The 25,115-nt window shown below is 59.4% G+C and carries 25 protein-coding genes; 23 read left to right on the top strand and 2 right to left on the bottom strand.

Annotation, left to right across the window (positions count from 1 at the left end; translation table 11 throughout):
- Window positions 1–120 precede the first annotated feature (120 nt).
- Complete coding sequence (locus tag ACP7E0_RS03975; protein WP_426123131.1) at window positions 121–384, bottom strand: DUF982 domain-containing protein; 264 nt, start codon at window positions 382–384, stop codon at window positions 121–123.
- Between the two features lie 546 nt (window positions 385–930).
- Here ACP7E0_RS03975 and ACP7E0_RS03970 point away from each other — a divergent pair.
- From ACP7E0_RS03970 to ACP7E0_RS03860, 23 genes are all read left to right on the top strand, one after another.
- A complete protein-coding gene (locus tag ACP7E0_RS03970) occupies window positions 931–1,296 on the top strand; it encodes an NADH-quinone oxidoreductase subunit A (RefSeq protein ID WP_113245918.1) in 366 nt (121 codons plus the stop codon).
- Window positions 1,287–1,865, top strand: a complete 579-nt coding sequence (locus tag ACP7E0_RS03965) for a NuoB/complex I 20 kDa subunit family protein (RefSeq protein ID WP_426123129.1) — start codon at window positions 1,287–1,289, stop codon at window positions 1,863–1,865. Before ACP7E0_RS03970 ends, ACP7E0_RS03965 begins: the two co-directional genes overlap by 10 nt.
- Before the next feature lie 17 nt (window positions 1,866–1,882).
- Complete coding sequence (locus ACP7E0_RS03960) at window positions 1,883–2,488, top strand: NADH-quinone oxidoreductase subunit C (RefSeq protein ID WP_426123128.1); 606 nt, start codon at window positions 1,883–1,885, stop codon at window positions 2,486–2,488.
- A 57-nt stretch (window positions 2,489–2,545) separates the two neighbouring features.
- The gene (locus ACP7E0_RS03955) at window positions 2,546–3,736 is read left to right on the top strand and encodes an NADH-quinone oxidoreductase subunit D (RefSeq protein ID WP_426123126.1); all 1,191 of its coding nucleotides are present in this window, start codon (window positions 2,546–2,548) and stop codon (window positions 3,734–3,736) included.
- Window positions 3,736–4,002, top strand: coding sequence for a hypothetical protein (locus ACP7E0_RS03950; RefSeq protein WP_426123125.1), 267 nt, complete (start codon window positions 3,736–3,738; stop codon window positions 4,000–4,002). Before ACP7E0_RS03955 ends, ACP7E0_RS03950 begins: the two co-directional genes overlap by 1 nt.
- 15 nt (window positions 4,003–4,017) lie before the next feature.
- Window positions 4,018–5,142, top strand: a complete 1,125-nt coding sequence (locus tag ACP7E0_RS03945) for an NADH-quinone oxidoreductase subunit E (protein ID WP_426123124.1) — start codon at window positions 4,018–4,020, stop codon at window positions 5,140–5,142.
- A 12-nt stretch (window positions 5,143–5,154) separates the two neighbouring features.
- A complete protein-coding gene (gene nuoF, locus ACP7E0_RS03940; RefSeq protein WP_060641218.1) occupies window positions 5,155–6,459 on the top strand; it encodes an NADH-quinone oxidoreductase subunit NuoF in 1,305 nt (434 codons plus the stop codon).
- Window positions 6,460–6,464: 5 nt separating this feature from the next.
- The gene (locus tag ACP7E0_RS03935) at window positions 6,465–7,151 is read left to right on the top strand and encodes a hypothetical protein (protein WP_426123121.1); all 687 of its coding nucleotides are present in this window, start codon (window positions 6,465–6,467) and stop codon (window positions 7,149–7,151) included.
- 107 nt (window positions 7,152–7,258) lie between these two features.
- The gene (nuoG, locus tag ACP7E0_RS03930) at window positions 7,259–9,340 is read left to right on the top strand and encodes an NADH-quinone oxidoreductase subunit NuoG (protein WP_426123119.1); all 2,082 of its coding nucleotides are present in this window, start codon (window positions 7,259–7,261) and stop codon (window positions 9,338–9,340) included.
- Between the two features lie 21 nt (window positions 9,341–9,361).
- Window positions 9,362–10,405: an NADH-quinone oxidoreductase subunit NuoH gene (gene nuoH / locus ACP7E0_RS03925; RefSeq protein WP_426123118.1), complete on the top strand. Its 1,044-nt coding sequence runs from the start codon at window positions 9,362–9,364 to the stop codon at window positions 10,403–10,405.
- Between the two features lie 64 nt (window positions 10,406–10,469).
- Window positions 10,470–10,961 (top strand): NADH-quinone oxidoreductase subunit NuoI, encoded by a 492-nt coding sequence (gene nuoI / locus ACP7E0_RS03920; protein WP_113314430.1) that lies wholly within the window; start codon window positions 10,470–10,472, stop codon window positions 10,959–10,961.
- A 139-nt stretch (window positions 10,962–11,100) separates the two neighbouring features.
- Complete coding sequence (locus tag ACP7E0_RS03915) at window positions 11,101–11,715, top strand: NADH-quinone oxidoreductase subunit J (protein WP_426123117.1); 615 nt, start codon at window positions 11,101–11,103, stop codon at window positions 11,713–11,715.
- A 27-nt stretch (window positions 11,716–11,742) separates the two neighbouring features.
- Window positions 11,743–12,051 (top strand): NADH-quinone oxidoreductase subunit NuoK, encoded by a 309-nt coding sequence (gene nuoK / locus ACP7E0_RS03910; RefSeq protein ID WP_318417772.1) that lies wholly within the window; start codon window positions 11,743–11,745, stop codon window positions 12,049–12,051.
- Window positions 12,052–12,058: 7 nt separating this feature from the next.
- Complete coding sequence (gene nuoL / locus ACP7E0_RS03905; protein ID WP_426123116.1) at window positions 12,059–14,056, top strand: NADH-quinone oxidoreductase subunit L; 1,998 nt, start codon at window positions 12,059–12,061, stop codon at window positions 14,054–14,056.
- Window positions 14,056–15,567, top strand: coding sequence for an NADH-quinone oxidoreductase subunit M (locus tag ACP7E0_RS03900; protein ID WP_426123114.1), 1,512 nt, complete (start codon window positions 14,056–14,058; stop codon window positions 15,565–15,567). The genes nuoL and ACP7E0_RS03900 overlap by 1 nt, the downstream gene beginning before the upstream one ends.
- An 18-nt stretch (window positions 15,568–15,585) precedes the next feature.
- Window positions 15,586–17,028 carry an NADH-quinone oxidoreductase subunit NuoN gene (gene nuoN / locus ACP7E0_RS03895; protein WP_426123112.1) on the top strand — a complete coding sequence of 481 codons (1,443 nt, stop codon included), beginning with the start codon at window positions 15,586–15,588 and terminating at the stop codon, window positions 17,026–17,028.
- Window positions 17,025–17,789 (top strand): biotin--[acetyl-CoA-carboxylase] ligase, encoded by a 765-nt coding sequence (locus ACP7E0_RS03890; RefSeq protein WP_426123111.1) that lies wholly within the window; start codon window positions 17,025–17,027, stop codon window positions 17,787–17,789. Before nuoN ends, ACP7E0_RS03890 begins: the two co-directional genes overlap by 4 nt.
- A gap of 38 nt (window positions 17,790–17,827) precedes the next feature.
- Entirely contained in the window at window positions 17,828–19,495 is a 1,668-nt protein-coding gene (locus ACP7E0_RS03885; RefSeq protein WP_426123110.1) for a ribonuclease J, read from the top strand.
- A gap of 18 nt (window positions 19,496–19,513) precedes the next feature.
- A complete protein-coding gene (gene mce, locus ACP7E0_RS03880; RefSeq protein WP_426123109.1) occupies window positions 19,514–19,918 on the top strand; it encodes a methylmalonyl-CoA epimerase in 405 nt (134 codons plus the stop codon).
- Window positions 19,919–20,047: 129 nt separating this feature from the next.
- The gene (locus ACP7E0_RS03875) at window positions 20,048–20,317 is read left to right on the top strand and encodes a DUF1467 family protein (protein ID WP_426123108.1); all 270 of its coding nucleotides are present in this window, start codon (window positions 20,048–20,050) and stop codon (window positions 20,315–20,317) included.
- 685 nt (window positions 20,318–21,002) lie between these two features.
- Window positions 21,003–22,331 (top strand): proline--tRNA ligase, encoded by a 1,329-nt coding sequence (gene proS / locus ACP7E0_RS03870; protein ID WP_426123107.1) that lies wholly within the window; start codon window positions 21,003–21,005, stop codon window positions 22,329–22,331.
- 11 nt (window positions 22,332–22,342) lie between these two features.
- On the top strand, window positions 22,343–23,650 hold the full coding sequence (locus ACP7E0_RS03865) for a lipoprotein-releasing ABC transporter permease subunit (protein WP_426123106.1): 1,308 nt from the start codon (window positions 22,343–22,345) through the stop codon (window positions 23,648–23,650).
- 18 nt (window positions 23,651–23,668) lie between these two features.
- On the top strand, window positions 23,669–24,352 hold the full coding sequence (locus ACP7E0_RS03860) for an ABC transporter ATP-binding protein (protein ID WP_426123104.1): 684 nt from the start codon (window positions 23,669–23,671) through the stop codon (window positions 24,350–24,352).
- A 48-nt stretch (window positions 24,353–24,400) separates the two neighbouring features.
- On the opposite strand, the gene ACP7E0_RS03855 is transcribed toward ACP7E0_RS03860, so the two are convergent.
- Window positions 24,401–24,982: a hypothetical protein gene (locus ACP7E0_RS03855; RefSeq protein ID WP_426123103.1), complete on the bottom strand. Its 582-nt coding sequence runs from the start codon at window positions 24,980–24,982 to the stop codon at window positions 24,401–24,403.
- Window positions 24,983–25,115 lie beyond the last annotated feature (133 nt).

Genomic DNA, 25,115 nt, shown 5'->3' with positions numbered 1-25,115 from the left:
GCGCGATCTTTTTCACGGCATACAGGCCTTCCTCTGTTCCGTTGCAGGCAATGGCTGAAAGGCTTGTGTCTGTGGTGGCCGATACCCGGCCGCCATTCCCGTGTGCTGACGGTCAGCGTCTCAGACGCTGATGGAGCGCGGCTTCACATAGATATGCGCTTCGATCGCTGCTGCGATCAGATCCTGCCGGACAAGTTCGGGTGGTTGTTTTCCGCGAAACGAATCGAGGCAGGTCATGACTGCCAGCTTGTAGCTGGGACCGCGTTTCTTCGGCCATTTGTTCAGAAGCAGATCTGCGGCCTCCAGCGAGCTGGAAACAGTGATCACGTCTTGGCGGTCATTCAGTTCGAATAAAACACTCTCATGCCAGGGAATATCATCCATGAGTTCGCCCTCTATTAGAAACACATTACCTAAGTAGGCTTGCGCGAGGGTTGTGTTTATCCTTCAGGGTTGCGAAGTTCGCCGAAGACAGCCTTTGGTATTGTGTGGCCAGCCTTGGATTTTCGGACAAAAGTGGGGCAGGCTTCATGGCTACCCATGCAAAACGCGGATGGGGGCCATGCAGTCTTGTGGCAGCTCCTGTTGGTGCGCCAGGTGCGCTGCCGTGTTCCTCTTCCGGGGTTTTTCCCTCTCGATTTCAATCGATTTTAACGAGCGCGACCATATGTCCCCGGCGTTGCCGCGCAAGGGCTTGGCGGTCTGTCTTGCATGGGGCGGCCGGGATTCCGCGGTATTTACGCCTGCCCACCGGAGATGCTAGCTTTTGGCCGGTCTTCATTCCCGCGACACAAGGGGGTGAAAACCGTTCTCAAGGCTTGCACAGCGGCGCTGGCTGCGCTAACCACTTTGGCGTTGCAACATATTTTTCGGCCTGTGAGCCTTTGTTTTGCGCTTCTCCAGCGCGCCTCGCAGGCAGGGACGGATACAATGACAGACCTTCTCGGCTCCTACATTCCGATCGCGATTTTCATCGGTATATCGCTGGTTATCGGGCTGGCGCTGCTGATCGCGCCGTTCGCCGTCGCCCACAAGGCGCCTGACGATGAAAAGCTTTCGGCTTATGAGTGCGGCTTCAACGCATTCGACGACGCCCGCATGAAATTCGACATCCGATTCTACCTCGTGTCGATTCTCTTCATCATCTTCGACCTCGAAGTGGCGTTCCTGTTTCCCTGGGCGGTATCGTTCAAGGACATGGGCTGGTTCGGCTTCTTCTCGATGATGTCGTTCCTCGGCGTGCTGACCATCGGCTTTATTTATGAATGGAAGAAGGGAGCGCTGGAATGGAACTGACATCCAGCACGACGCTCGTTGCGCCTAAGCCGAAGGGGGTCGTTGATCCCTCGACCGGCCAGTTGATCGGCAGCAATGACAAATATTTCGGCGAGATCAACAATGAGCTCGCCGACAAGGGTTTTCTGGTTACCTCGACGGACGAGTTGATCAACTGGGCCCGTACCGGTTCGCTGATGTGGATGACCTTCGGTCTGGCCTGCTGCGCCGTCGAAATGATGCAGATGTCGATGCCGCGTTACGACGCCGAGCGTTTCGGCTTTGCACCGCGCGCCTCACCGCGTCAGTCCGACGTGATGATCGTTGCTGGCACGCTGACCAACAAGATGGCTCCGGCTCTGCGCAAGGTCTATGACCAGATGCCTGAGCCGCGCTACGTCATCTCGATGGGTTCCTGCGCCAATGGCGGCGGTTACTATCACTATTCCTATTCGGTGGTGCGCGGCTGTGACCGCGTCGTGCCAGTCGATATCTATGTGCCGGGCTGTCCTCCCACGGCAGAAGCGCTCCTCTACGGTGTGCTCCTGCTGCAGAAGAAGATCCGCCGCACAGGCACGATCGAACGGTAAGGGCAGGGGACCTGAACATGAGTGAAGCCCTGAACGGACTTGCTACCTATATCCGCGAAACGCGTGGCGCTTTGATTTCGGATGCCGTCATCAGCTATGGCGAACTGACGCTGACGGCGACAGCGGACACCATTATCGAGCTGCTGACCTTCCTGCGCGACGACCCCCGCTGCGGCTTTATCAACTTTACGGATATTTGCGGTGTCGACTTGCCGCAGCGCCCCGACCGTTTCGATGTCGTCTATCATATGCTGTCGCCGAAGCAGAACCTTCGCATCCGTGTGAAGGTCGCAACCGGCGAAGATCAGCCGGTACCGTCGGCCTGCGCCGTCTACCCGGGCGCCGACTGGTTCGAGCGGGAAGCCTACGACATGTACGGCATCCTCTTCACCGGCCATCCTGACCTGCGCCGCATCCTGACCGACTACGGTTTCGAAGGGTATCCGCTGCGCAAGGATTTTCCGACGACCGGGTTTGTCGAGGTTCGTTACAATGACGAGGTCAAGCGTGTCGTCTATGAACCCGTCGAACTGAAGCAGGAATTCCGCAATTTCGATTTCATGTCGCCTTGGGAAGGAACGGATTACGTTCTGCCGGGCGATGAAAAAGCAAACGCGAAGTGACGATGAAGGCCGAGGGCTCGCGAACACGCGGGCTTGTCCGGCTTGGAGCAAGCGGCAATGAACGAACATAACGTTCGCAATTTCAATATCAATTTCGGACCCCAGCACCCTGCGGCGCATGGTGTTCTGCGGCTTGTTCTCGAGCTCGACGGCGAAATCGTCGAGCGCGTGGATCCGCATATCGGCCTGTTGCATCGCGGCACCGAAAAGTTGATCGAGACCAAGACCTATCTGCAGGCTGTGCCCTATTTCGACCGGCTCGACTATGTCGCACCGATGAACCAGGAGCATGCCTATGCGATGGCCGTGGAGAAACTCACCGCGACGGAAGTGCCGATCCGCGGCCAGCTGATCCGTGTTCTCTATTCGGAAATCGGCCGTATCCTGTCGCATCTCCTCAACGTCACGACGCAGGCCATGGACGTCGGTGCGCTGACGCCGCCGCTCTGGGGCTTTGAAGAACGCGAAAAGCTGATGGTGTTCTATGAGCGTGCCTGCGGCGCGCGCATGCACTCGGCCTATTTCCGTCCGGGCGGCGTCCACCAGGACCTGCCGCACGAACTGGTCGAGGACATCGGAAAGTGGATCGATCCGTTCCTGAAGACCGTCGACGATATCGACGAACTTTTGACCGGCAACCGCATCTTCAAGCAACGCAACGTCGATATCGGCGTCGTGACGCTGGACGATGCCTGGGCCTGGGGCTTCTCCGGCGTCATGGTGCGCGGTTCGGGCGCTGCCTGGGACCTGCGCAAGTCGCAGCCTTACGAGTGCTATGCTGATATGGATTTCGACATTCCGATCGGTAAGAACGGCGACTGCTTCGACCGTTACCTGATCCGCATGATCGAAATGCGTGAATCGGCCAAGATCATGCGCCAGTGCGTCAATCGCCTCTTGGGCGACGCAAAGGTTGGCCCGGTCTCCTCGCTCGATGGCAAGATCGTGCCGCCGAAGCGCGGCGAGATGAAGCGGTCCATGGAAGCCCTGATCCACCATTTCAAGCTCTATACCGAAGGCTATCACGTGCCGGAGGGCGAGGTTTACGCGGCTGTCGAAGCGCCGAAGGGCGAGTTCGGCGTCTATCTGATCTCCGATGGCACCAACAAGCCGTATCGCTGCAAGATCCGCGCGCCGGGTTATGCCCATCTTCAGGCCATGGATTATATCTGTCGCGGCCACCAGCTGGCGGACGTTTCCGCCATTCTCGGTTCGCTCGATATCGTGTTCGGCGAGGTTGATCGTTGATGTGCAGGATGGCCCTGACAGTTTTGGCGTCGATGCTTGCTGCGGCTCCTGCCTTTGCGCAGGAAACCGCACCGAAGTCTGATGAACCTGCCATGAGCGGTGGTTCGTCGGGCAACGGCATGGCCAAGCTTCTGAGCCAGGGCTACGAGATCAGGGCTGCAGTGCCGAACGGCACGCGTTACATCGTATTTTTGCAAAAAGACCAGTCAGCCTATGCCTGCGAATTCGTCACCCTGACGACATCGCGGTGCGGTTCGATTAACTGATAAGGTGCGGGAAGAATGTCCGTTCGTCGACTAGCCGAAGAAAACGTCCAGCCAGCGACCTTTGCGTTCAGCAAGGACAATGCCGTATGGGCCAAGGCAACCATCAAGAAATATCCGAAGGGCCGCGAGCAATCTGCGGTCATTCCGCTGTTGATGCGGGCGCAGGAGCAGGATGGCTGGGTCACCAAGGCAGCGATCGAAAGCATCGCCGACATGCTGACCATGCCGTATATCCGCGCCCTTGAGGTCGCCACCTTCTATACCCAGTTCCAGCTGAAGCCGGTTGGCACGCGTGCCCATGTTCAGGTGTGCGGCACGACGCCGTGCATGCTGCGCGGCTCTGAAGACCTGATCAACCTGTGCAAGAAGCGTATTCATCCCAATCCGCTGACGCCGAACGAAGCCGGCACGCTGTCCTGGGAAGAAGTCGAGTGTCAGGGGACCTGCGTCAACGCGCCGATGGTGATGATCTTCAAGGATACCTATGAAGACCTGACGGTTCCGCAGCTGGAATACATCATCGACCGTTTCGACGCAGGCAGGGGTGCCGACGTCAAGCCAGGCCCGCAGATCGACCGTATCTTCTCGGCTCCGGTTGGCGGTCTGAGCACGTTGCTGACACCGGAAAAGAAGCCGGCAGCGCCACGCGCCAAGAAGGTCAGCGACGAGGCTGCCGTCAACGTAACGCCGTCGAATGCCGGACGTGCGAAGACCGACGCTCCGGAAGCTGATCCGGCCTTAAAGACACCGGTGACGGCAAAGTCCGAATCCGCTGCAAACGACAAGGTTTCCGGCGAGACCAAGGCTGAAGGCGGCGCGGACGTCAAGCCTGCCGCTGCTGCCGCAAAGCCGTCGCTCGAGGACAAGAACCGTCCCGCCGGCATTGCCAAGCCGGATGCTGTCGATGACCTGAAGCTGATCTCCGGCGTTGGCCCGAAGATCGAAGGCACGCTGCACGAACTCGGTATCTTCACCTTCGCGCAGGTCGCGGGCTGGAAGCTGGTCGAGCGGGAGTGGGTGGACGGCTATCTGAACTTCAAGGGCCGTATCGAACGTGACGACTGGGTCAAGCAGGCCGAGGCGCTGGCCAAGGGCGGCGAAGCCGAATACATCAAAGTTTTCGGCAAGAAGCCGCGATAAGTTAGGTGAACCATGCTCGACGATAAAGATCGAATTTTTACCAATATCTACGGCATCCATGACAAGTCGCTCAAGGGCGCCATGGGGCGTGGTCACTGGGATGGCACCAAGCAGATCCTGGAAAAGGGCCGCGACTGGATCATCAACGAGATGAAGGCCTCCGGCCTTCGTGGCCGTGGTGGTGCAGGCTTCCCGACCGGCCTGAAGTGGTCCTTCATGCCGAAGGAAAGCGACGGCCGTCCGCATTATCTGGTCGTCAATGCCGACGAATCCGAGCCCGGCACCTGCAAGGACCGCGACATCATGCGCCATGATCCGCATACGCTGATCGAAGGCTGCGTGATCGCGAGCTTCGCGATGGGCGCGCATGTCGCCTATATCTATGTGCGCGGCGAATATATCCGCGAGCGAGAAGCGCTGCAGGCGGCGATCGACGAATGCTATGACGCCGGTCTTCTCGGCATCAACAACAAGCTCGGCTGGGATATGGACATCTACGTCCATCACGGCGCCGGCGCCTATATCTGTGGCGAGGAAACGGCACTTCTCGAAAGCCTCGAAGGCAAGAAAGGCCAACCGCGCCTGAAGCCTCCGTTCCCGGCCAATATGGGTCTCTACGGCTGCCCGACCACGGTCAACAACGTCGAGTCGATCGCCGTTGCCCCGACCATCCTGCGCCGTGGCGCCTCCTGGTTCTCGGCCATTGGCCGCCCGAACAATGTCGGCACCAAGCTGTTCATGGTTTCCGGCCACGTCAACAAGCCGTGCACGTTCGAAGACGCGATGGGCACGCCGTTCCGCGAGATGATCGAACGCCATTGCGGCGGCATCCGTGGCGGCTGGGACAATCTTCTGGCCGTCATTCCGGGCGGCTCGTCCTGTCCTGTGGTCAAGGCTGAGGACATCATCGACGCACCGATGGATTTCGACGGCATGCGTGACGTCAAGTCGTCGTTCGGTACCGCCGCCATCATCGTCATGGATCGCTCCACCGACATCATCAAGGCCATCTGGCGCCTCGCAGCCTTCTACAAGCACGAGAGCTGCGGCCAATGCACGCCATGCCGCGAAGGCACCGGCTGGATGATGCGCGTCATGGAACGCATGGTTCAGGGGCGCGCCCAAAAGCGCGAGATCGACATGCTGTTCGATGTCACCAAGCAGGTCGAAGGCCACACCATCTGCGCGCTCGGTGATGCGGCCGCATGGCCGATCCAGGGCCTGATCCGCAACTTCCGTCCGGAGATGGAAGCACGCATCGACGAATACACCCGCAATTCATCATCGCATGGCGCGGTGCTGGCTGCGGCGGAGTAAGCGCTATGGCCAGGCCGGGAAACGAAACGGGCAAGGGAACGCAGGCAGGATCTGCCGGCCCTTCGACTGTGCCGCCGGCCGGCAACGATCCGTTCGGCATGGCCGAATGGCTGAAGGACATGCCGAAGGTGCCTTTGCATCCGCTGATGCAGCACCCGGCAGCAGCAATGGCTGCGGCAACGGCGATCGGTTTCGGAATGACCAGCCAGATCGCCGGTTTCATGCTCGGTACGATGCAGGGACTGGCGCACACGGCGCAGAAGACCGGTGTCGCGGCAAATGAAAAGCCGGCAGCAAAGGCGGCCGAACCCGCGGAAACACCGGTTTATGCCGCAAATGCTGGCCCGGTGGTGAAGGCGAAGGCGCCTGCCAAGGCTCCAGGCAAGGCTCGGCCGGTAAAGGCCAAGCCAGTTGCTACGGAACCGGTCGCGGTTGTTCCAGCGGCGACGGATAAGCCGAAGCGGCAGAAGGCCGCCCGCGTTGTCGAAACGCAAGCGGATGATCTGAAGCGGATTTCCGGCATCGGCCCGAAGCTGGAGCAGGTTTTGAATGGAATGGGCGTGCGGCGTTATGCCGATGTCGCTTTGTGGAGCGATAAGGACGTGCAGCGCTTCGACGATCAGCTCGGTTTTGCCGGTCGTATCGCGCGGGACGGCTGGGTCGAGCAGGCAAAGGCCCTGATGAAGGGTTGAGATTGAGTTTCGGGCGGAGACCGGTGGTTTTAGCTCAAAGATTGGCGTGCCTAATAATATCTGTTCGCTGCTGACGCTGGTGAACGAAAGACAGGATTGAGACTAAGATGGCAAAGCTGAAAGTCGACGGAAAAGAGATCGAGGTCCCGGATCATTTCACGCTGCTGCAGGCGTGCGAAGAAGCCGGCGCCGAAGTTCCGCGCTTCTGTTTCCATGAGCGGCTGTCGGTCGCCGGAAACTGCCGCATGTGTCTGATCGAGGTGAAGGGAGGGCCACCGAAACCGGCAGCCTCCTGCGCCATGGGCGTGCGCGACCTGCGCCCCGGCCCGAACGGCGAAACGCCGGAAGTCTTCACGACCACGCCGATGGTCAAGAAGGCCCGCGAAGGCGTGATGGAATTCCTGCTCATCAATCATCCGCTCGATTGCCCGATCTGTGACCAGGGTGGCGAATGCGACCTGCAGGACCAGGCCATGGCCTTCGGCGTCGATTCGACCCGCTACAACGAGAACAAGCGCGCCGTCGAAGACAAGTATATTGGTCCGCTGGTCAAGACCGTGATGAACCGCTGCATTCACTGCACGCGTTGCGTCCGCTTCACCACCGAAGTGGCCGGCATTGCCGAACTCGGCCTGATCGGCCGTGGTGAAGATGCCGAGATCACCACCTATCTCGAACAGGCGATGACGTCGGAACTTCAGGGTAATGTCGTCGATCTCTGCCCGGTTGGTGCCCTGACCTCCAAGCCATATGCTTTCAACGCCCGTCCGTGGGAACTCGGCAAGACCGAATCGATCGACGTCATGGACGCCGTCGGCTCGGCGATCCGCGTCGATACGCGTGGCCGCGAGGTGATGCGCGTCATGCCGCGCGTCAATGAAGAGATCAACGAAGAGTGGATTTCCGACAAGACCCGCTTCATCTGGGATGGCCTGAAGACGCAGCGTCTCGACCGCCCTTACGTGAAGAAGGACGGCCGCCTGCAGCCTGCCAGCTGGAATGAAGCCTTTGCCGCCATCAAATCAGCAGTTTCAAAGACCAGCGGCGACAAGATCGGCGCGATTGCCGGCGATCTGGCGTCCGTTGAGGAAATGTACGCGCTGAAGGAACTGATCTCTTCGCTCGGCTCGAAGAACATCGACTGCCGCCAGGATGGCGCAGCGCTCGATCCGTCGTTCGGCCGTGCAAGCTATCTGTTCAACCCGACGATCCAGGGCATCGAAAGCGCCGACGCGCTTTTGATCATCGGATCGAACCCGCGCTTTGAAGCCTCTGTTCTGAACGCCCGGATCCGCAAGCGCTTCCGGATGGCCAATTTCCCTATCGGCGTGATCGGCGAGCAGGCGGAGCTGCGCTATTCTTATGAGTATCTCGGCGCAGGCACGGATTCGCTGGCAGAACTCGTCGCAGGTAAGGGCAAGTTCCTGAGCGTCCTGAAGAAAGCAGAGCGTCCGATGATCATCATCGGTCAGGGCGCGATCTCCGGGGCGAATGGTGCCTCGGTTCTGGCCGCAGCCGCCAAGCTCGCAGGCGCCGTTGGTGCCGTCACTGCAGACTGGAACGGTTTTGCCGTTCTTCACTCCGCCGCGTCCCGCGTCGGTGGTCTCGATCTCGGCTTCGTGCCGGGAGAGGGGGGTAAGACTGCTGCCGAGATGCTGACAGGAACCGACGTTCTGTTCCTGCTCGGCGCCGACGAAATGGATTTCTCCGGCAAGACCGCCGGCTTCACCGTCTATATCGGTTCGCATGGCGATGAAGGTGCGCATGGCGCCGACGTCATCCTGCCGGGTGCGACCTATACCGAGAAGTCGGGCCTCTGGGTCAATACAGAAGGCCGTGTCCAGATGGGCAACCGTGCCGGCTTTGCACCGGGCGACGCCCGTGAGGACTGGGCGATCATCCGCGCGCTGTCCGACGTGCTCGGCAAGAAGTTGCCATTTGATTCGCTTGGCGAATTGCGCGGGAAACTCTACGCGGCGCACCCGCATTTTGCTGCAATCGACATGATCGCAACGGGCGTAACGGGTGAAATTGCCGCACTTGCACAAAAAGCCGGTGAGATGGGCAAATCGGTGTTTGCGTCTCCGGTCAAAGACTTCTATTTGACGAACCCGATAGCACGCGCATCCGCCGTCATGGCCGAATGTTCGGCTTTGGCACGCAACAATTTCAAAGCTGCGGCGGAATGAGCGCGAAGGAATAAGACGAAAATGGACGCTTTCATTTCGACCTATGTCTGGCCAACGGCCATCATGATCGGCCAGTCGCTGTTGCTTCTGGTCGCGCTTTTGGTCTTCATCGCCTACGTTCTGCTGGCTGACCGCAAGATCTGGGCAGCTGTGCAGATGCGCCGTGGACCGAATGTGGTAGGCCCGTGGGGACTTTTCCAGTCCTTCGCCGATCTTTTGAAGTTCGTCTTCAAGGAGCCGGTCATTCCAGCCGGTTCGAACAAGATCCTTTTCCTGCTGGCACCGCTGGTTTCCGTGACTTTGGCGCTCGCAGCCTGGGCGGTTATCCCGCTCAATGCCAACTGGGTGATGGCGAATATCAATGTCGGCATCCTTTATGTTTTCGCCATTTCCTCGCTTGAGGTTTACGGCGTCATCATCGGCGGCTGGGCATCGAACTCCAAATACCCGTTCCTCTCGGCGCTACGTTCGGCCGCCCAGATGGTGTCCTACGAAGTCTCGATCGGCTTCGTCATCGTCACCGTGCTGCTCTGCGCCGGTTCGCTCAATCTGACGGATATCGTCGATTCGCAGCGTGATGGCCTGGGCACAATGATGGGCCTGCCGGGTTCGTTCCTCGACTGGTACTGGCTGCCGCTGTTCCCGATGTTCATCATCTTCTTCATCTCGGCACTGGCTGAAACCAACCGTCCGCCCTTCGACCTGGTCGAAGCGGAATCGGAACTGGTCGCCGGCTTCATGGTCGAATACGGCTCTACCCCGTACATGATGTTCATGCTCGGCGAATATGCCGCCATCTGCCTGATGTGCGCGCTGACGACGATCCTGTTCCTCGGCGGCTGGCTGCCTCCGGTCGATGTATGGTTCCTCAATTGGGTTCCGGGCATCATCTGGTTCATCCTGAAGTCTTCGATGGTGTTCTTCATGTTCGCCATGGTGAAGGCCTTCGTGCCGCGCTATCGCTACGATCAGTTGATGCGTCTCGGCTGGAAGGTTTTCCTTCCGCTGTCGCTTGCCATGGTCTTCATTGTTGCAGTCACGTTGAAACTGGTGGTGTGGGCCTGATGCTTACTCCCTGTTTCGCAAAATCAGCCGGCGCCTCCCAGGCCGGCATGTTTGGAGGTTGATGATGGCAGGTCTGTCGCAAGCCGTCAGTTCGCTGTTTCTCAAGGAATTCGTCAACGCGTTTTTCCTGTCGATGCGCTATTTCTTCGCGCCGAAGGCGACGCTGAACTATCCCTTTGAAAAGGGGCCGATCAGCCCGCGCTTCCGTGGCGAACATGCACTGCGCCGTTATCCGAATGGCGAAGAGCGTTGCATCGCCTGCAAGCTGTGCGAAGCGATCTGTCCTGCCCAGGCGATCACCATCGAAGCTGGCCCGCGCCGCAACGATGGCACGCGCCGCACGGTCCGTTACGACATCGACATGGTGAAGTGCATCTATTGCGGTTTCTGCCAGGAAGCCTGTCCGGTAGATGCGATCGTCGAAGGCCCGAACTTCGAGTTCGCCACCGAGACGCGCGAAGAGCTCTACTACGACAAGGACCGGCTGCTTTCCAACGGCGACCGTTGGGAGCGCGAAATTGCCCGCAACATCGCAATGGACTCGCCGTACCGCTGAGACTTTGCATGGGGAATGCGCCTGCCGTTTAAGGCAGGCGTTACACTGATCTTGGGCGTGGCCGGGATGACCGGTGCGCCAGTGGGAAGGATGGCCTGTCGGTCATGCCTACCCGGGGAAGACGAAAAAGGCACCGATCATGGGTCTGCAGGCTCTTTTTTTCTATCTTTTTTCATTCGTCGCGGTTGCGTCGGCGTTCATGGTGATTTCTGCGCGGAACCCCGTTTATTCCGTGCTGTTCCTGATCCTGACGTTCTTCAACGCCGCCGGCCTGTTCCTTCTGACGGGGGCTGAATTCCTGGCGATGATCCTGCTGGTCGTTTATATCGGCGCGGTCGCGGTTCTCTTCCTATTCGTGGTGATGATGCTCGACATCGACTTCACGCAGCTGAGGTCGGGCGTGCTTGACTATGCGCCGGTCGGTGCGCTGATCGGCCTGGTGCTGGCAGCCGAGCTGATCATCGTGGTTGGCGGCAGCTCGTTCTCGCCCGAAATTGCCAAGTCAATCTCGATGCCGATCCCGGCAATTACCGATCGAACCAACACGGCCGCACTCGGCGACGTGCTCTATACGCACTACATCTACTTCTTCCAGATTGCCGGCCTGGTTCTTTTGGTCGCCATGATCGGCGCCATCGTTCTGACGCTGCGCCATCGCGACAACATCAAGCGCCAGGATATTCCCACACAGGTTGCCCGTTCGCCCAAGACCGCTGTTGAAGTGGTCAAGGTGAAGTCGGGGCAGGGCCTTTAAGACGGACGCGAGGTCAAGGAGCACATCATGGAAATCGGTATTTCCCACTATCTGACCGTCAGCGCCATCCTGTTCATACTGGGCGTCTTCGGCATCTTCCTCAACAGGAAGAACGTCATCATCATCCTGATGTCGGTGGAACTCATCCTGCTGGCGGTCAACATCAACATGGTCGCGTTCTCGCACTTCCTGAACGACATCACCGGCCAGGTGTTCGCCCTGTTCATTCTGACCGTCGCGGCCGCGGAAGCCGCCATCGGTCTTGCAATTCTCGTCGTCTTCTACCGCAACCGCGGCTCCATCGCCGTGGAAGACGTCAACATGATGAAGGGCTGAGCGGCCAATGAATACGATTATTCAAGCCATCGTCTTCCTGCCGCTGATCGGCTTTCTGATCGCGGGTCTGTTCGGCACCTCGATCGGCGCCAAGGCTTCGGAATACGTTACAACCGGCTTCATGATTATTGTCGCTGTCCTGTCCTGGGTGGTGTTCTTCCAGGTCGCGCTCGGCGAGACGGAGATGATCAGGGTCACCGTGATGCGCTGGATCCAATCCGGCAGCTTCGATGCTGAATGGGCTTTCCGGGTAGATACGCTGACGGCCGTTATGTTCGTCGTCGTCAACACGGTATCCTGCCTGGTTCACCTCTATTCGATCGGCTACATGCACCACGACCCGCATCGGCCGCGCTTCTTTGCCTATCTGTCGCTGTTTACCTTCGCCATGCTGATGCTGATAACGTCTGACAACTTGCTGCAGATGTTCTTCGGCTGGGAAGGCGTGGGTCTCGCGTCCTATCTGCTGATCGGCTTCTGGTACAAGAAGCCGTCGGCAAATGCTGCGGCGATGAAGGCCTTCATCGTCAATCGCGTCGGTGACTTTGGTTTCGCGCTCGGCATCTTCGGCGTCTTCTACCTGTTCGGCTCGATCAGCTTCGAAACGATCTTTGCCGCCGCTGCCAGCTATCTGCCGGCTGAAGGCGCTGCCGATGGTGGTGAAGTCGTCATCAGACTGTTCGGCATGCATCTCGACAAGGCCGATGCGATCACCGGCGTCTGCCTGCTGCTGTTCATGGGCGCGATGGGCAAGTCGGCGCAGTTCCTGCTGCACACCTGGCTGCCGGACGCCATGGAAGGTCCGACACCTGTGTCGGCACTCATCCATGCCGCGACCATGGTTACAGCCGGTGTCTTCCTCGTCGCCCGCATGTCGCCGCTGTTCGAACTATCCCACACGGCTTTGATGGTCGTCACCGTCATCGGCGCGATCACCGCGTTCTTTGCGGCGACTGTCGGTCTCGTTCAGAACGACATCAAGCGCGTCATCGCCTATTCGACCTGCTCGCAGCTCGGCTACATGTTCGTGGCGCTCGGAACGGGCGCTTATGGTGCGGCGATCTTCCACCTGTTCACGCACGCCTTCTTCAAGGCACTTCTGTTCCTATGCGCCGGCTCGGTTATCCATGCCGTTGATGGCGAACAGGACATGCGCAACATGGGGGGCCTTCGTCCGCACATTAAGGTGACCTTCGCCATGATGCTGATCGGCACCTTGGCGATCACCGGCGTCGGCATCCCGTTCACGTCGTTTGGCTTCGCTGGCTTCTTCTCGAAGGACGTGATCATCGAGGCGGCCTATGCGTCGCATTCCTCGGTTGGCCGCTTCGCCTTCACGCTTCTGGTCATTGCAGCCTTGTTCACGAGCTTCTACTCGTGGCGCCTGATGTTCCTGACCTTCTTCGGCAAGCCTCGCGCCTCGCACGAGGTCATGCACCACGTGCACGAATCGCCGCAGGTCATGTTGATCCCGCTTTACATCCTGGCTTTGGGCGCCGTGGTTGCCGGTTTCCTCGGTGAGGGATATTTCTACGGCCACGAATATGCCGAATTCTGGCAGGGCTCATTGTTCACGCTGCCGGGCAACGAGCTTGTCGATGAATTCCATCACGTTCCGGCGTTGGTTGCTCTCAGCCCGTTCATCGCCATGATCCTCGGCTTCGTCACCGCCTGGTACATGTATATCCGCTCGCCGGAGACACCAAAGTACTTGGCCGAGCAGCATCGCGGTCTCTACCAGTTCCTGCTCAACAAGTGGTATTTCGACGAACTCTACGATTTCCTGTTCGTTCGTCCTGCCAAGCGCATCGGCACCTTCCTGTGGAAGGAAGGCGATGGCCGGATCATCGACGGCTATGGCCCGAACGGCATTGCCGCGCGCGTCATGGACGTGACTGACCGCGTCGTTCGCCTGCAGACCGGTTACCTCTATCACTACGCTTTCGTGATGCTCATCGGCATTGCGGCGCTCGTTACCTGGATGATGCTCGGGAGCTCCTTCTGATGACCGATTGGCCCATTCTCTCCGCGGTCACCTTCCTGCCGCTGGTCGGCGTTGCTCTTCTGCTTGTGACGCGTGAAGACAGCGCTTCCGGCCGCCGCAATATCCTGAACATCTCGCTTTTGACGACGATTGTTACCTTCCTGCTTTCCTGCTGGATTTGGTGGAGCTTCGACAATTCGAACCCCGGCTTCCAGATGGTCGAGAAGCATGCCTGGCTCGGCACTGGCATCTCCTACCATCTTGGCATCGACGGCATTTCCATGCTGTTCGTGGTGCTGTCGGCTTTCCTGATGCCGTTCTGCGTCGTCGCCAGCTGGCTCTCGGTCGAAAAGCGCCTGAAGCAGTACATGATCGCCTTCCTTCTGTTGGAAGTGTTCATGATCGGCGTCTTCGTGTCGCTCGATATCGTGCTGTTCTACGTGTTCTTCGAAGCAGGCCTGATCCCGATGTTCATCATCATCGGCGTCTGGGGCGGCAAGGAACGTGTCTACGCTGCCTACAAGTTCTTCCTTTACACGCTGCTCGGCTCGGTGCTGATGTTGCTCGCCATCATGGCGATGTACTGGCAGGCCGGCACGACCGATATCGCCGAACTGCTTGCCTATCAGTTCCCGGCCCAGATGCAGACATGGCTATGGCTGGCATTCTTTGCCTCGTTCGCGGTGAAGATGCCGATGTGGCCGGTCCATACCTGGCTTCCTGATGCGCACGTTCAGGCGCCGACGGCGGGTTCGGTCATCCTGGCAGGCGTTCTGTTGAAGCTCGGCGGCTACGGCTTCCTGCGCTTCTCGCTGCCGATGTTCCCCTTGGCATCCGAATATTTCGCGCCCTTCGTCTTCACGCTGTCGGTCGTCGCGATCATCTACACCTCGCTGGTGGCAATGATGCAGTCCGACATCAAGAAGCTGATCGCCTATTCGTCGGTTGCCCACATGGGCTACGTGACCATGGGTATCTTTGCCGCCAATACGCAGGGCGTGCAGGGTGCGATCTTCCAGATGCTCTCGCACGGCCTCGTGTCCGGCGCGCTCTTCCTCTGTGTCGGCGTGGTCTACGACCGCACCCACACCCGCGAGATCAGCGCCTATGGCGGGCTCGTCAACAACATGCCGAAATATGCGGTCGCGTTCATGGTCTTCACCATGGCCAATGTCGGCCTGCCGGGCACATCCGGCTTTGTCGGTGAAATCACCGTGCTGGTCGGCGCCTTCCGGGCCAACACCTGGGTTGCGTTCTTTGCGACGACCGGTGTTATCCTGTCGGCTTGCTATGCTCTGTGGCTCTACCGCCGGGTGATCTTCGGCACACTCGACAAGGACAAGCTGAAATCGCTGCTGGATCTTTCAGGCCGCGAAAAGGCGCTGCTCTATCCGCTGATCGTGCTCACCATCTTCTTCGGCGTCTATCCGGCTCCGGTCTTCGATGCGACGGCAGCCTCGGTGGACGTGCTTATCAACAACTACACTGCGGCCGTGCAGGCAGCGCATGACGTTGCGCTTTCGGCGAAATGACGACAGGACGGGATTGAAATGACTGCTGAAACATTCCTCGCTAGCCTGCACCTGTCGACGCCCGAGCTGATCCTTGCGGTTGGCGCCATGGTGTTATTGATGATCGGCGTCTTCTCCGGCGAGAAATCGTCCGGTCTGGTAACGTGGCTTGCCGTTGGCCTGCTCGCTGTTTCCGGCGTCTGGCTGATCTGGCAGACCGGCGACGGTCAGGCCTATAACGGCGCCTTCCTCTCCGATCCGTTCGGCAAGTTCATGAAGGTGCTGACGCTGTTCGGCTCCATGGTGGCGCTGATCATGTCGGCGGGTGAAGCGCGTTCGAGCGGTATCGACCGGTTCGAATTCCCCGTTCTGATCGTGCTGGCCACCCTCGGCATGTTGCTGATGATTTCGGCCAACGACCTGATCTCGGTCTATCTGGCGCTCGAACTGCAGTCGCTGGCACTCTACGTCGTTGCCGCGATGAACCGCGACAATCTGCGTTCGACGGAAGCCGGTCTCAAATATTTCGTGCTCGGCGCGCTGTCGTCCGGCATGCTGCTTTATGGCATGTCGCTGGTCTATGGCTTTACCGGCCATACCGGTTTTGAAGGCATCGCCGCTGCCCTGTCGGCAGAGGGCCGTTCGCTCGGCCTGGTCTTTGGTCTCGTCTTCATTCTTGCCGGTGTTGCCTTCAAGATCTCCGCCGTTCCGTTCCATATGTGGACGCCGGACGTCTACGAAGGTGCGCCGACACCCGTGACCGCGTTCTTCGCAGCCGCCCCGAAGGTTGCGGCCATGGCGATGCTGATTCGGCTGGTGATCATGCCGTTCGAGCCGATCGTCACCGACTGGCAGCAGATTATCGTCTTCATCTCGATTGCCTCGATGCTGCTTGGCTCGTTTGCAGCGATCGGCCAGAAGAACATCAAGCGACTGATGGCCTATTCGTCGATCGGTCATATGGGCTATGCGCTCGTCGGCCTGTCCAGCGGCTCGATGGCCGGTGTGCGCGGCGTGTTGATCTACATGCTGGTCTATATGGTCATGACGCTCGGCACCTTTGCCTGCATCATGGCGATGAAGCGCAAGGACGGCAATCACGTCGAAAGCGTCGACGATCTCGCCGGCCTGTCGCAGACCAATCCGTTGATGGCGTCGGTCCTGACAGTGATGATGTTCTCGCTGGCCGGTATTCCGCCGCTTGCCGGCTTCTTTGCCAAGTACTTTGTGTTCATGGCGGCGATCGAAGCGCATCTCTACGCTCTGGCGATTATCGGTGTTCTCGCCTCCGTCGTCGGAGCCTACTACTATCTGCGCGTCATCAAGCTGATGTGGTTCGATGATCCGAAGGGCGAATTCGCGCGTCCGTCGGGCGTGCTGCGCCTGGTCTATGGGCTCTCCGGCCTGTTTGTTCTCGCCTATGTGCTGATCGGTGGACCGATCGGTACGGCGGCCGAAGTTGCAGCGCGGACATTCTTTTGACAGGACAGGACCGGATCGGCAGGGTTTCGCTCGATAATTTCCGGCATACAGCGCTTGGCGATGTCGGATCGACGAACACGGAATGCCTGATCCGGGCACGTGCGGGTGATCCGGGACTTCACTGGATCACCGCGACGCGGCAGATTTTCGGCCGTGGCCGGCGTGGCCGCAGCTGGGCATCGGAGCCGGGCAATCTCTACGCCTCGCTGCTTCTGATCGATCCGGCGCCGATGGAGAAACTGCAATCGCTGCCGCTCGCGGTCGCCGTTGCGGTGCATCGGGCGATCCAGGCGGTGATGCCGGCAGGTTCCAATCCGGTCTCGATCAAATGGCCGAATGATATTCTGATTGCGGGCAAGAAGTGCTGCGGTATCCTGCTGGAAGGCGAGGGACTGCCGGACGGGCATCATGCGCTGGTGATCGGCTGCGGCATCAATGTCGCGCTGGCACCGGATCATGGGCTTTATCCCGTCACCAGCCTGCAGGCAGAAGGTGCCGCCGTTTCGCCGGACGAGCTTTTTGCCCATCTGTTCCGCAGCATGAGCGACGCGTTGAACATTTGGAACCGCGGCGACGGCATCGCAGAGATTATTGCACAATGGCGCTCCGCAGCAGGCGGTATAGGCCAGAAGATCACAGTCAACCTGCCGGATCGCTCGCTTTCCGGCAGGTTTGAAGGCATAGATGAAGACGGCCGGCTGATGCTCGATCTTGGGGCAGGCACGGTTCAACGCATCGCCGCAGGCGATGTATTTTTTTGATAGAACCCATTTCGGGTGACAAAAGGCGCAATCAATCAATGAGCAAACAAGACGAACTCGTCTTCCTGCCGCTAGGCGGAGTGGGGGAAATCGGCATGAACCTGGCCCTTTACGGCTATGGTTCGCCCGCCCACCGCCAGTGGATCATGGTCGATTGCGGCGTGACCTTCCCGGGCCTCGATTTGCCCGGCGTCGATCTGGTACTGCCTGATATCCGGTTCCTTGCCGAAGAGCGCAAGAACCTCAAGGGCATCATCATCACTCATGCCCATGAAGACCATTACGGCGCGCTGGCCGATCTGTGGCCGGGCCTCAACGTGCCGGTCTATGCCTCGCCGTTTACGGCCGGCATGCTGGAAGCCAAACGTTCCTACGAGCGCAGCCGCGCCCAGGTGCCGATCACCATCTTCAAGGAAGGCGACCGCATCAATGTCGGGCCGTTCGAGATCGAAGCGATCGGCGTCAATCATTCGATCCCCGAACCGATGTCGCTGGTCATCCGCACGCCGCTCGGCAATGTCGTCCATACCGGCGACTGGAAGATCGACCACGCACCGTCGCTCGGACCATTCACCGACGAAGCGCGGTTCCGCGCTGTCGGCGACGAGGGCGTTCTGGCGCTGATGTGCGACAGCACCAATGCCATGCGCGATGGCGTCTCTCCCTCCGAAGAGGAAGTGTCGACCAGCCTGACCAAGATCATCGAGAACGCCAAGGGACGCGTGGCGATCACCACCTTCTCGTCGAACGTTGGCCGCATCCGCTCGATTGCTAAGGCGTCGGCCGCTGCCGGCCGCGAAGTGCTGCTTCTCGGCAGCTCGATGAAGCGCGTCTGCGACGTCGCTCGGGATGTCGGCTTGATGGAAGGTCTGAACCCGTTCATCGCCGAAGACGAATTCGGCTATATCCCGCGCGACAAGGTGGTGGTGATCCTGACCGGTAGCCAGGGCGAATCCCGCGCTGCACTTGCCAAGATCTCGCGCGACGAGATGCGCAATGTGGCGCTGACGGCTGGCGATACCGTGGTGTTTTCCTCGCGCGCTATTCCCGGCAACGAGAAGGCGATCAACGACATCAAGAACGGCCTTGTCGAGCAGGGCATCCACATCATCACCGATACGGAAGCGCTGGTCCATGTCTCCGGCCATCCCCGCCGCAACGAGCTGCAGCAGATGTACCAGTGGACGCGCCCGCAGATGCTGGTGCCGGTGCATGGTGAAGCCGCGCATCTGACGGCGCAGGCCGAACTTGGCCTGCAATCGGGCATCAAGACCGTTCCGCGTGTCCGCAATGGTGACATTCTCCGCCTTGCTCCAGGCCCGGCGACCGTGATCGGCACGGCGCCGCATGGCCGCATCTACAAGGACGGCAGCCTGATTGGTGACTTCGAGGAGATGGGGATCGGCGAGCGCCGCAAGCTGTCTTTTGCCGGCCATGTCGCGGTCAATGTGGTTCTGGACGCACGCTACGATTTCGCGGCCGATCCGATCGTTGTTCCAATCGGCTTGCCCGAGTTCGACGACGAGGGCGAGGACATGAACGATACGCTCTATGATGCGGTCCTGGGTGCCGTCGAAAGCATCCCGCGCGGCAAGCGCAAGGATATCGCCATGGTCACGGAAGCCGTACGCCGGGCCATTCGTGGCACCGCCAACGGCGTGTGGGGCAAGAAGCCTGTCGTCACCGTGTTCATCAACAAGCTCTGATAGCCGGGATCCGATCCAATGCTTGGACGTGTCAACCATATCGCTCTTGCCGTTCCGGATCTTGCCGAAGCGGTGGAGCGATATCGGTCGATGCTCGGCGCCTCGGTGACCTCGCCGGAGGCGCTGCCGGAACACGGTGTCACCGTCGTGTTTGTCACACTTGAAAATACCAAGGTCGAGCTTCTTGAGCCGCTTGGGACGGCGTCGCCGATCGCGGCTTTCCTTGCAAAAAATCCCGCCGGCGGCATGCACCATATCTGCTACGAGGTCGAAGACATCCTTGCCGCGCGCGACAGTCTGGTTGCGGCCGGGGGCAGGGTGCTTGGCGATGGCAACCCGAAGACCGGTGCGCATGGCAAGCCCGTCCTGTTTCTCCATCCGAAGGATTTCTTCGGCACGCTGATCGAACTCGAGCAGGTGTGACAGAAGACCGCGCGCCGTTATTTATCGGGCGCAGTATTTGTCGGACAGAGGCGAAAGCGCTATAACGTCGCTCCAGCGTGCCATGCCAAGAGGCGAGACATCCATCTCCCTTCGTAATGAGAGACCATAATGCCGATCTTTTCCACCTTCGCGATCTACTTCATCATCTGGTGGTTGGCGCTGTTCATCGTCCTGCCGATCGGCTTGCGGACACAGGCCGAAGAGAACGAGGTCGTGCCGGGCAGCGTCGAAAGTGCGCCCGCGCGTTTCCGCGCACTTCGGGTCTTTCTGATAACCTCGGTGCTCGCCGCCGTGATCCATGCCACATGGTACGTCCTTTCGGTCCGTATGGGCTACGGCCTGGACTCCATCCCGCAGTTTTCTCCGAAGTTCTATTGAGGGAAGGATCGGCGTTGCCGCGGCTGCGATAGCGGCGGCTTACCGGCTGCGGGACCTGCAAGCGAACATAAGTGCCACAGAATTGCCGCAATTCAGGCGGTGATAGCTTTTCTGCAGCTGTGCCCATTATAAAAGTCAAAAAAAAACAAGGCTAGAAGCCTTGCTCTTTAAAGTATCGCGTGATCCTTATCCGTTACCGGTGGCTGCGTGTAAACGCGCCTAAGATCTTATCCTCCCAAGACTTGACCGCGAAATCGACAAGAATTTAATCTCCCTGCCTCTTTTGTGGGCCAAAACTAGCCCAAACATTATGCGTTGTCATCAATTTTTTTTGCATTTTTGCTACACTCTAGTAAAATTTTTCCGTTGACAACTTCTGTCAAAATCCTGTTACTACCGTGCCTTTTTGCCGCAGGTATTTTTGTTTTTCCGAGCCTTGAAATCCACCGCTCCTTCACCGGTCATACCAAAGAAGATGACGGGTTTTCTTCCTGCCGCGAAGCGTCTATGAACGCGTGAGCGCGGTGCATCCCCTTCTGGAATCAGCTGGCCGGATCGTCGCGGCAAACAGTCAAACGGCAGTGTCCGGTTTGCGCGCTTGACGCGTGCGCGGCCTGCAGGCTCAACGTTATTTCGCCCGATTCAAACGATAGTGCGAAGTGCTTTTAACTTCTGGAACCCGTTCATGCGCCTGTCCCGCTTTTTCATGCCCATTCTGAAGGAAACCCCGAAGGAAGCGGAAATTGTCTCGCACCGGCTGATGCTGCGTGCCGGCATGGTGCGCCAGCAGTCGGCAGGCATCTATACATGGCTGCCGCTCGGCAAGCGGGTTCTCGACAAGGTGACCAGGATCATCCGTGAAGAACAGAACCGCGCCGGCGCAGTCGAGCTTTTGATGCCGACGCTGCAATCGGCGGAACTCTGGCAGGAAAGCGGCCGTTACGACGCCTATGGCGACGAGATGCTGCGGATCAAGGATCGCAACAAGCGCGACATGCTGTATGGACCGACCAACGAGGAGATGATCACGGACGTGTTCCGCTCCTACGTCAAGTCCTACAAGGACCTGCCGCTCAATCTCTATCATATCCAGCTCAAATTCCGTGACGAACGCCGTCCGCGTTTCGGCACTATGCGTTCCCGCGAATTCCTGATGAAGGATGCCTATTCCTTCGATCTCAACCGCGAAGGTGCTGTGGACAGCTACAACCGCATGTTTGCCGCCTATCTGCGCACCTTCGCCCGGCTTGGCCTGCGCGCCATTCCGATGCGGGCCGATACCGGTCCGATCGGCGGCGATCTCAGCCATGAGTTCATCATCCTCGCCGATACCGGTGAATCGGAAGTCTTCTGCCACAAGCACTTCCTCGATTTCGACATCCCAGCCGACGATATCGATTTCTGGGACGCGGCAGCGATGAAGGCAATCTTCGACAAGTGGACGTCGCTCTATGCCGCCACCTCGGAGATGCACGACGAGGCTGCATTCAACGCCATCGACGATGCCTCGAAGGTTTCGGCGCGCGGCATCGAGGTCGGCCACATCTTCTATTTCGGCACCAAGTATTCCGAAGTCATGGGTGCCAAGGTTCAAGGCCCCGACGGCAAGGAGCACACGGTGCACATGGGCTCCTACGGCATCGGCCCGACCCGTCTGGTTCCCGCCATCATCGAAGCGTCGCATGATGAGAACGGCATCATCTGGCCGGCCTCGATCGCGCCGTTCGATGCCGTTGTGATCAACATGAAATCCGGCGACGAAGCCTGCGACGCGGCGTGCGAAACCCTCTATGCTGCGCTCAACAACGCAGGACTCGACACACTGTACGACGACAAGGACGACCGCGCCGGCACCAAGTTTGCCACCGCCGACCTGATCGGCGTGCCCGTGCAGATCATTGCCGGTCCGCGTTCGGTCGCCAGTGGCGAGGTCGAACTCAAGGACCGCAAGACCGGCGCCCGCGAAACATTGACGATCGAGGCTGCCATCAACAAGCTGACCGCCTCGAAATAAGGGACCAAGGAATGAGCGCTGCGACGCTAGAACAGGAAAAGGCAACGACTGCTCAGGCGCCGTCGAGCCGTCCGTTTTCCACATTCGAGCGCATGGTGGCCTGGCGCTATCTGCGCTCGCGCCGCAAGGAAGCGTTCATTTCGGTGATCGCCGGCTTTTCCTTCATCGGCATCATGCTCGGTGTGGCAACGCTGATCATCGTCATGGCTGTCATGAACGGTTTTCGCACCGAGCTGATCTCGCGCATTCTCGGCATCAACGGTCACATGATCGTCCAGCCGCTGGATGGCCCGCTGGATAACTATGCCGACTTGGCGACCAAGTTTTCCGGCGTCAAGGGCATCACCATGGCGATCCCGATGATCGAGGGGCAGACGCTCGCCTCCGGTCCGGACGGCGCCGGGACCGGCGCGCTGGTGCGCGGCGTGCGCGCTGACGATCTCGCCAAGATGAAGTCGATTTCCGATCACATCCAGTCCGGCGATCTCGTCGGTTACGCCGCTGGAACAGGCGTTGCGATCGGTTCGCGCATGGCCCAGCAGCTCGGCATCACCGCCGGCGGCACGATCACGCTGGTGGCTCCGGAAGGCGACATCACGCCGATGGGCGTCAACCCGCGCGTCAAATCCTATACCGTCTCGGCTATCTTCGAGATCGGCATGTCCGAATATGACGCCTCGATCATCTTCATGCCGCTGGAAGAAGCCCAGCTCTATTTCAACGCCGAGGGCATTGCCCAGTCTATCGAGCTGTTCGTCACCGACCCGGATCTGGTCGATGACCTGCGCCAGCCGATCGAGGATGCGGCCGGCCGTCAGGTGCTGATCAGCGACTGGCGTGATCGCAACAAGACCTTCTTCTCCGCCCTTCAGGTCGAGCGCAACGTCATGTTCATGATCCTGACGCTGATCATTCTGGTGGCGGCGCTGAACATCGTCTCCGGCCTGATCATGCTGGTGAAGGACAAGGGCCGCGATATCGCCATTTTGCGCACCATGGGCGCCTCGTCAGGCGCAATCATGCGGATATTCTTCATGACAGGGGCGGCGATCGGCATTGTCGGTACGATCGCAGGCGTGCTTCTGGGTGTTTTGGTCTGCCTCAACATCGAGTCGATCCGCCAGTTCTTTTCCTGGATTTCGGGCACGACACTGTTCAATCCCGAACTCTATTTCCTAAGCCAGCTTCCGGCCGATATGAACCTCGGCGAGACCACATCGGTCGTCGTCATGGCTATCGGCCTGTCCTTTCTTGCCACGATCTTTCCGGCCTGGCGCGCATCGCGCCTCGATCCGGTTCAGGCTCTGCGCTACGAATAACGAGGGATTACAGACACGATGAATGCGCGCGTGGCATTGCAGCTTTCCGGCGTCGAACGTCATTTCAGCCAGGGCGAGGAAACCCTGTCGATCCTCAAGGGTGCGGACTTTTCGCTTCATGGCGGACAGACCGTTGCGCTTGTTGCCCCGTCAGGCACTGGCAAATCGACGCTTTTGCACCTGGCTGGACTGCTGGAGCGCCCGGATGCCGGCGAAGTGCTGGTCAACGGCCAATCCTGCGGTGCGCTTAGTGACGAGCGGCGCACGGCGATCCGGCGCAACGAGATCGGCTTTGTCTATCAGGCCCATCATCTGCTGCCGGAATTCACGGCAATCGAAAACATCATGATGCCGCAGCTGATCGCCGGCCTCAACAAGGCGGAGTCCCGCGAACGGGCGGCCGCGCTTCTGGATTACATGCGCATCGGCCACCGCGCCGAACATCGTCCATCGGAGCTGTCCGGTGGCGAGCAGCAGCGCGTCGCCATTGCCCGTGCCGTCGCCAATGCGCCGCTGGTGCTCCTGGCCGACGAGCCGACCGGCAACCTCGACCCGGAAACCGCTGGCTATGTCTTCGAAGCTTTGGAAGCATTGGTGCGCCAGTCGGGCCTTGCGGCGATGATCGCCACGCACAATTACGAACTGGCCGCGCGCATGGACCGCCGCGTCACCATCGAAGACGGCAAGGTCGTCGAGCTTTAAGGCTGTCTCTCACAGCCTCCGCTTCGATCGGGGCGGGGCGGCTGATATCTACTCGATACCGCAGACCGTTTGCCCGCGATCGTCGGACCAATCCTTCAGCAGCACGATTTCGCCCTTGGTGGCGACGGGCTTGCCGCTGCTCTTTCCTTTGCCAGTCAGTACATTGAGATCGCATTCTGCCGTGTTGTCGGGGTCGAGCGTGTCGTAGGACGTATAGGTATATCCCGCCACGACGAAGTCGAAGTTGCGATAGGCGACCGTCAGCTTCTGTTCCCAGCGATCGCGGCCGACGCTATCATTGTGGGTGGTTATCAGGATCGAGCCGTTCTCAAGCGCGGTGATCGATGGCGCCCGCCCGGCCATGGTTAGATCTCCCCAGACCTTGTTCGGCACGACAGTCTTCAATTTCAGCCGGTCGGTGTCGCCGTCATTGAGATAGATGTAGACCGCGTGATCTTCATCGGTGCCCTCAACCGGTGCCACCAGCATGGCAAGGTCTGAACTGCCGTCCTTGTCCCAATCGCCTGTCGCAGCAACGACGATGCGACCCGGATCGATGGTCTCTGCCGCCTGCGCTGTGGTGGCAGTCAGGCCCAGGAATGCCGTCATGACGGCCAGTGACATCTTCATCAATCATTCCCTGATTTGCATTTGGGACGCAGACTAATCGGCCGCCCGGCCGGCGTCCAGATGCCGAGGCCATTGCCGGAAAGGCCGGTTGCAAAGTGTTTACCATCTCCGTTCCTCGCTGGCCGAAGATTTG

It is taken from the genome of Pararhizobium sp. PWRC1-1 (genome assembly GCF_049897905.1).
Lineage (GTDB): Bacteria > Pseudomonadota > Alphaproteobacteria > Rhizobiales > Rhizobiaceae > Pararhizobium.
Note: the sequence above shows the minus strand (reverse complement) of the source record. Positions and strands in the feature narration are given on the sequence as shown.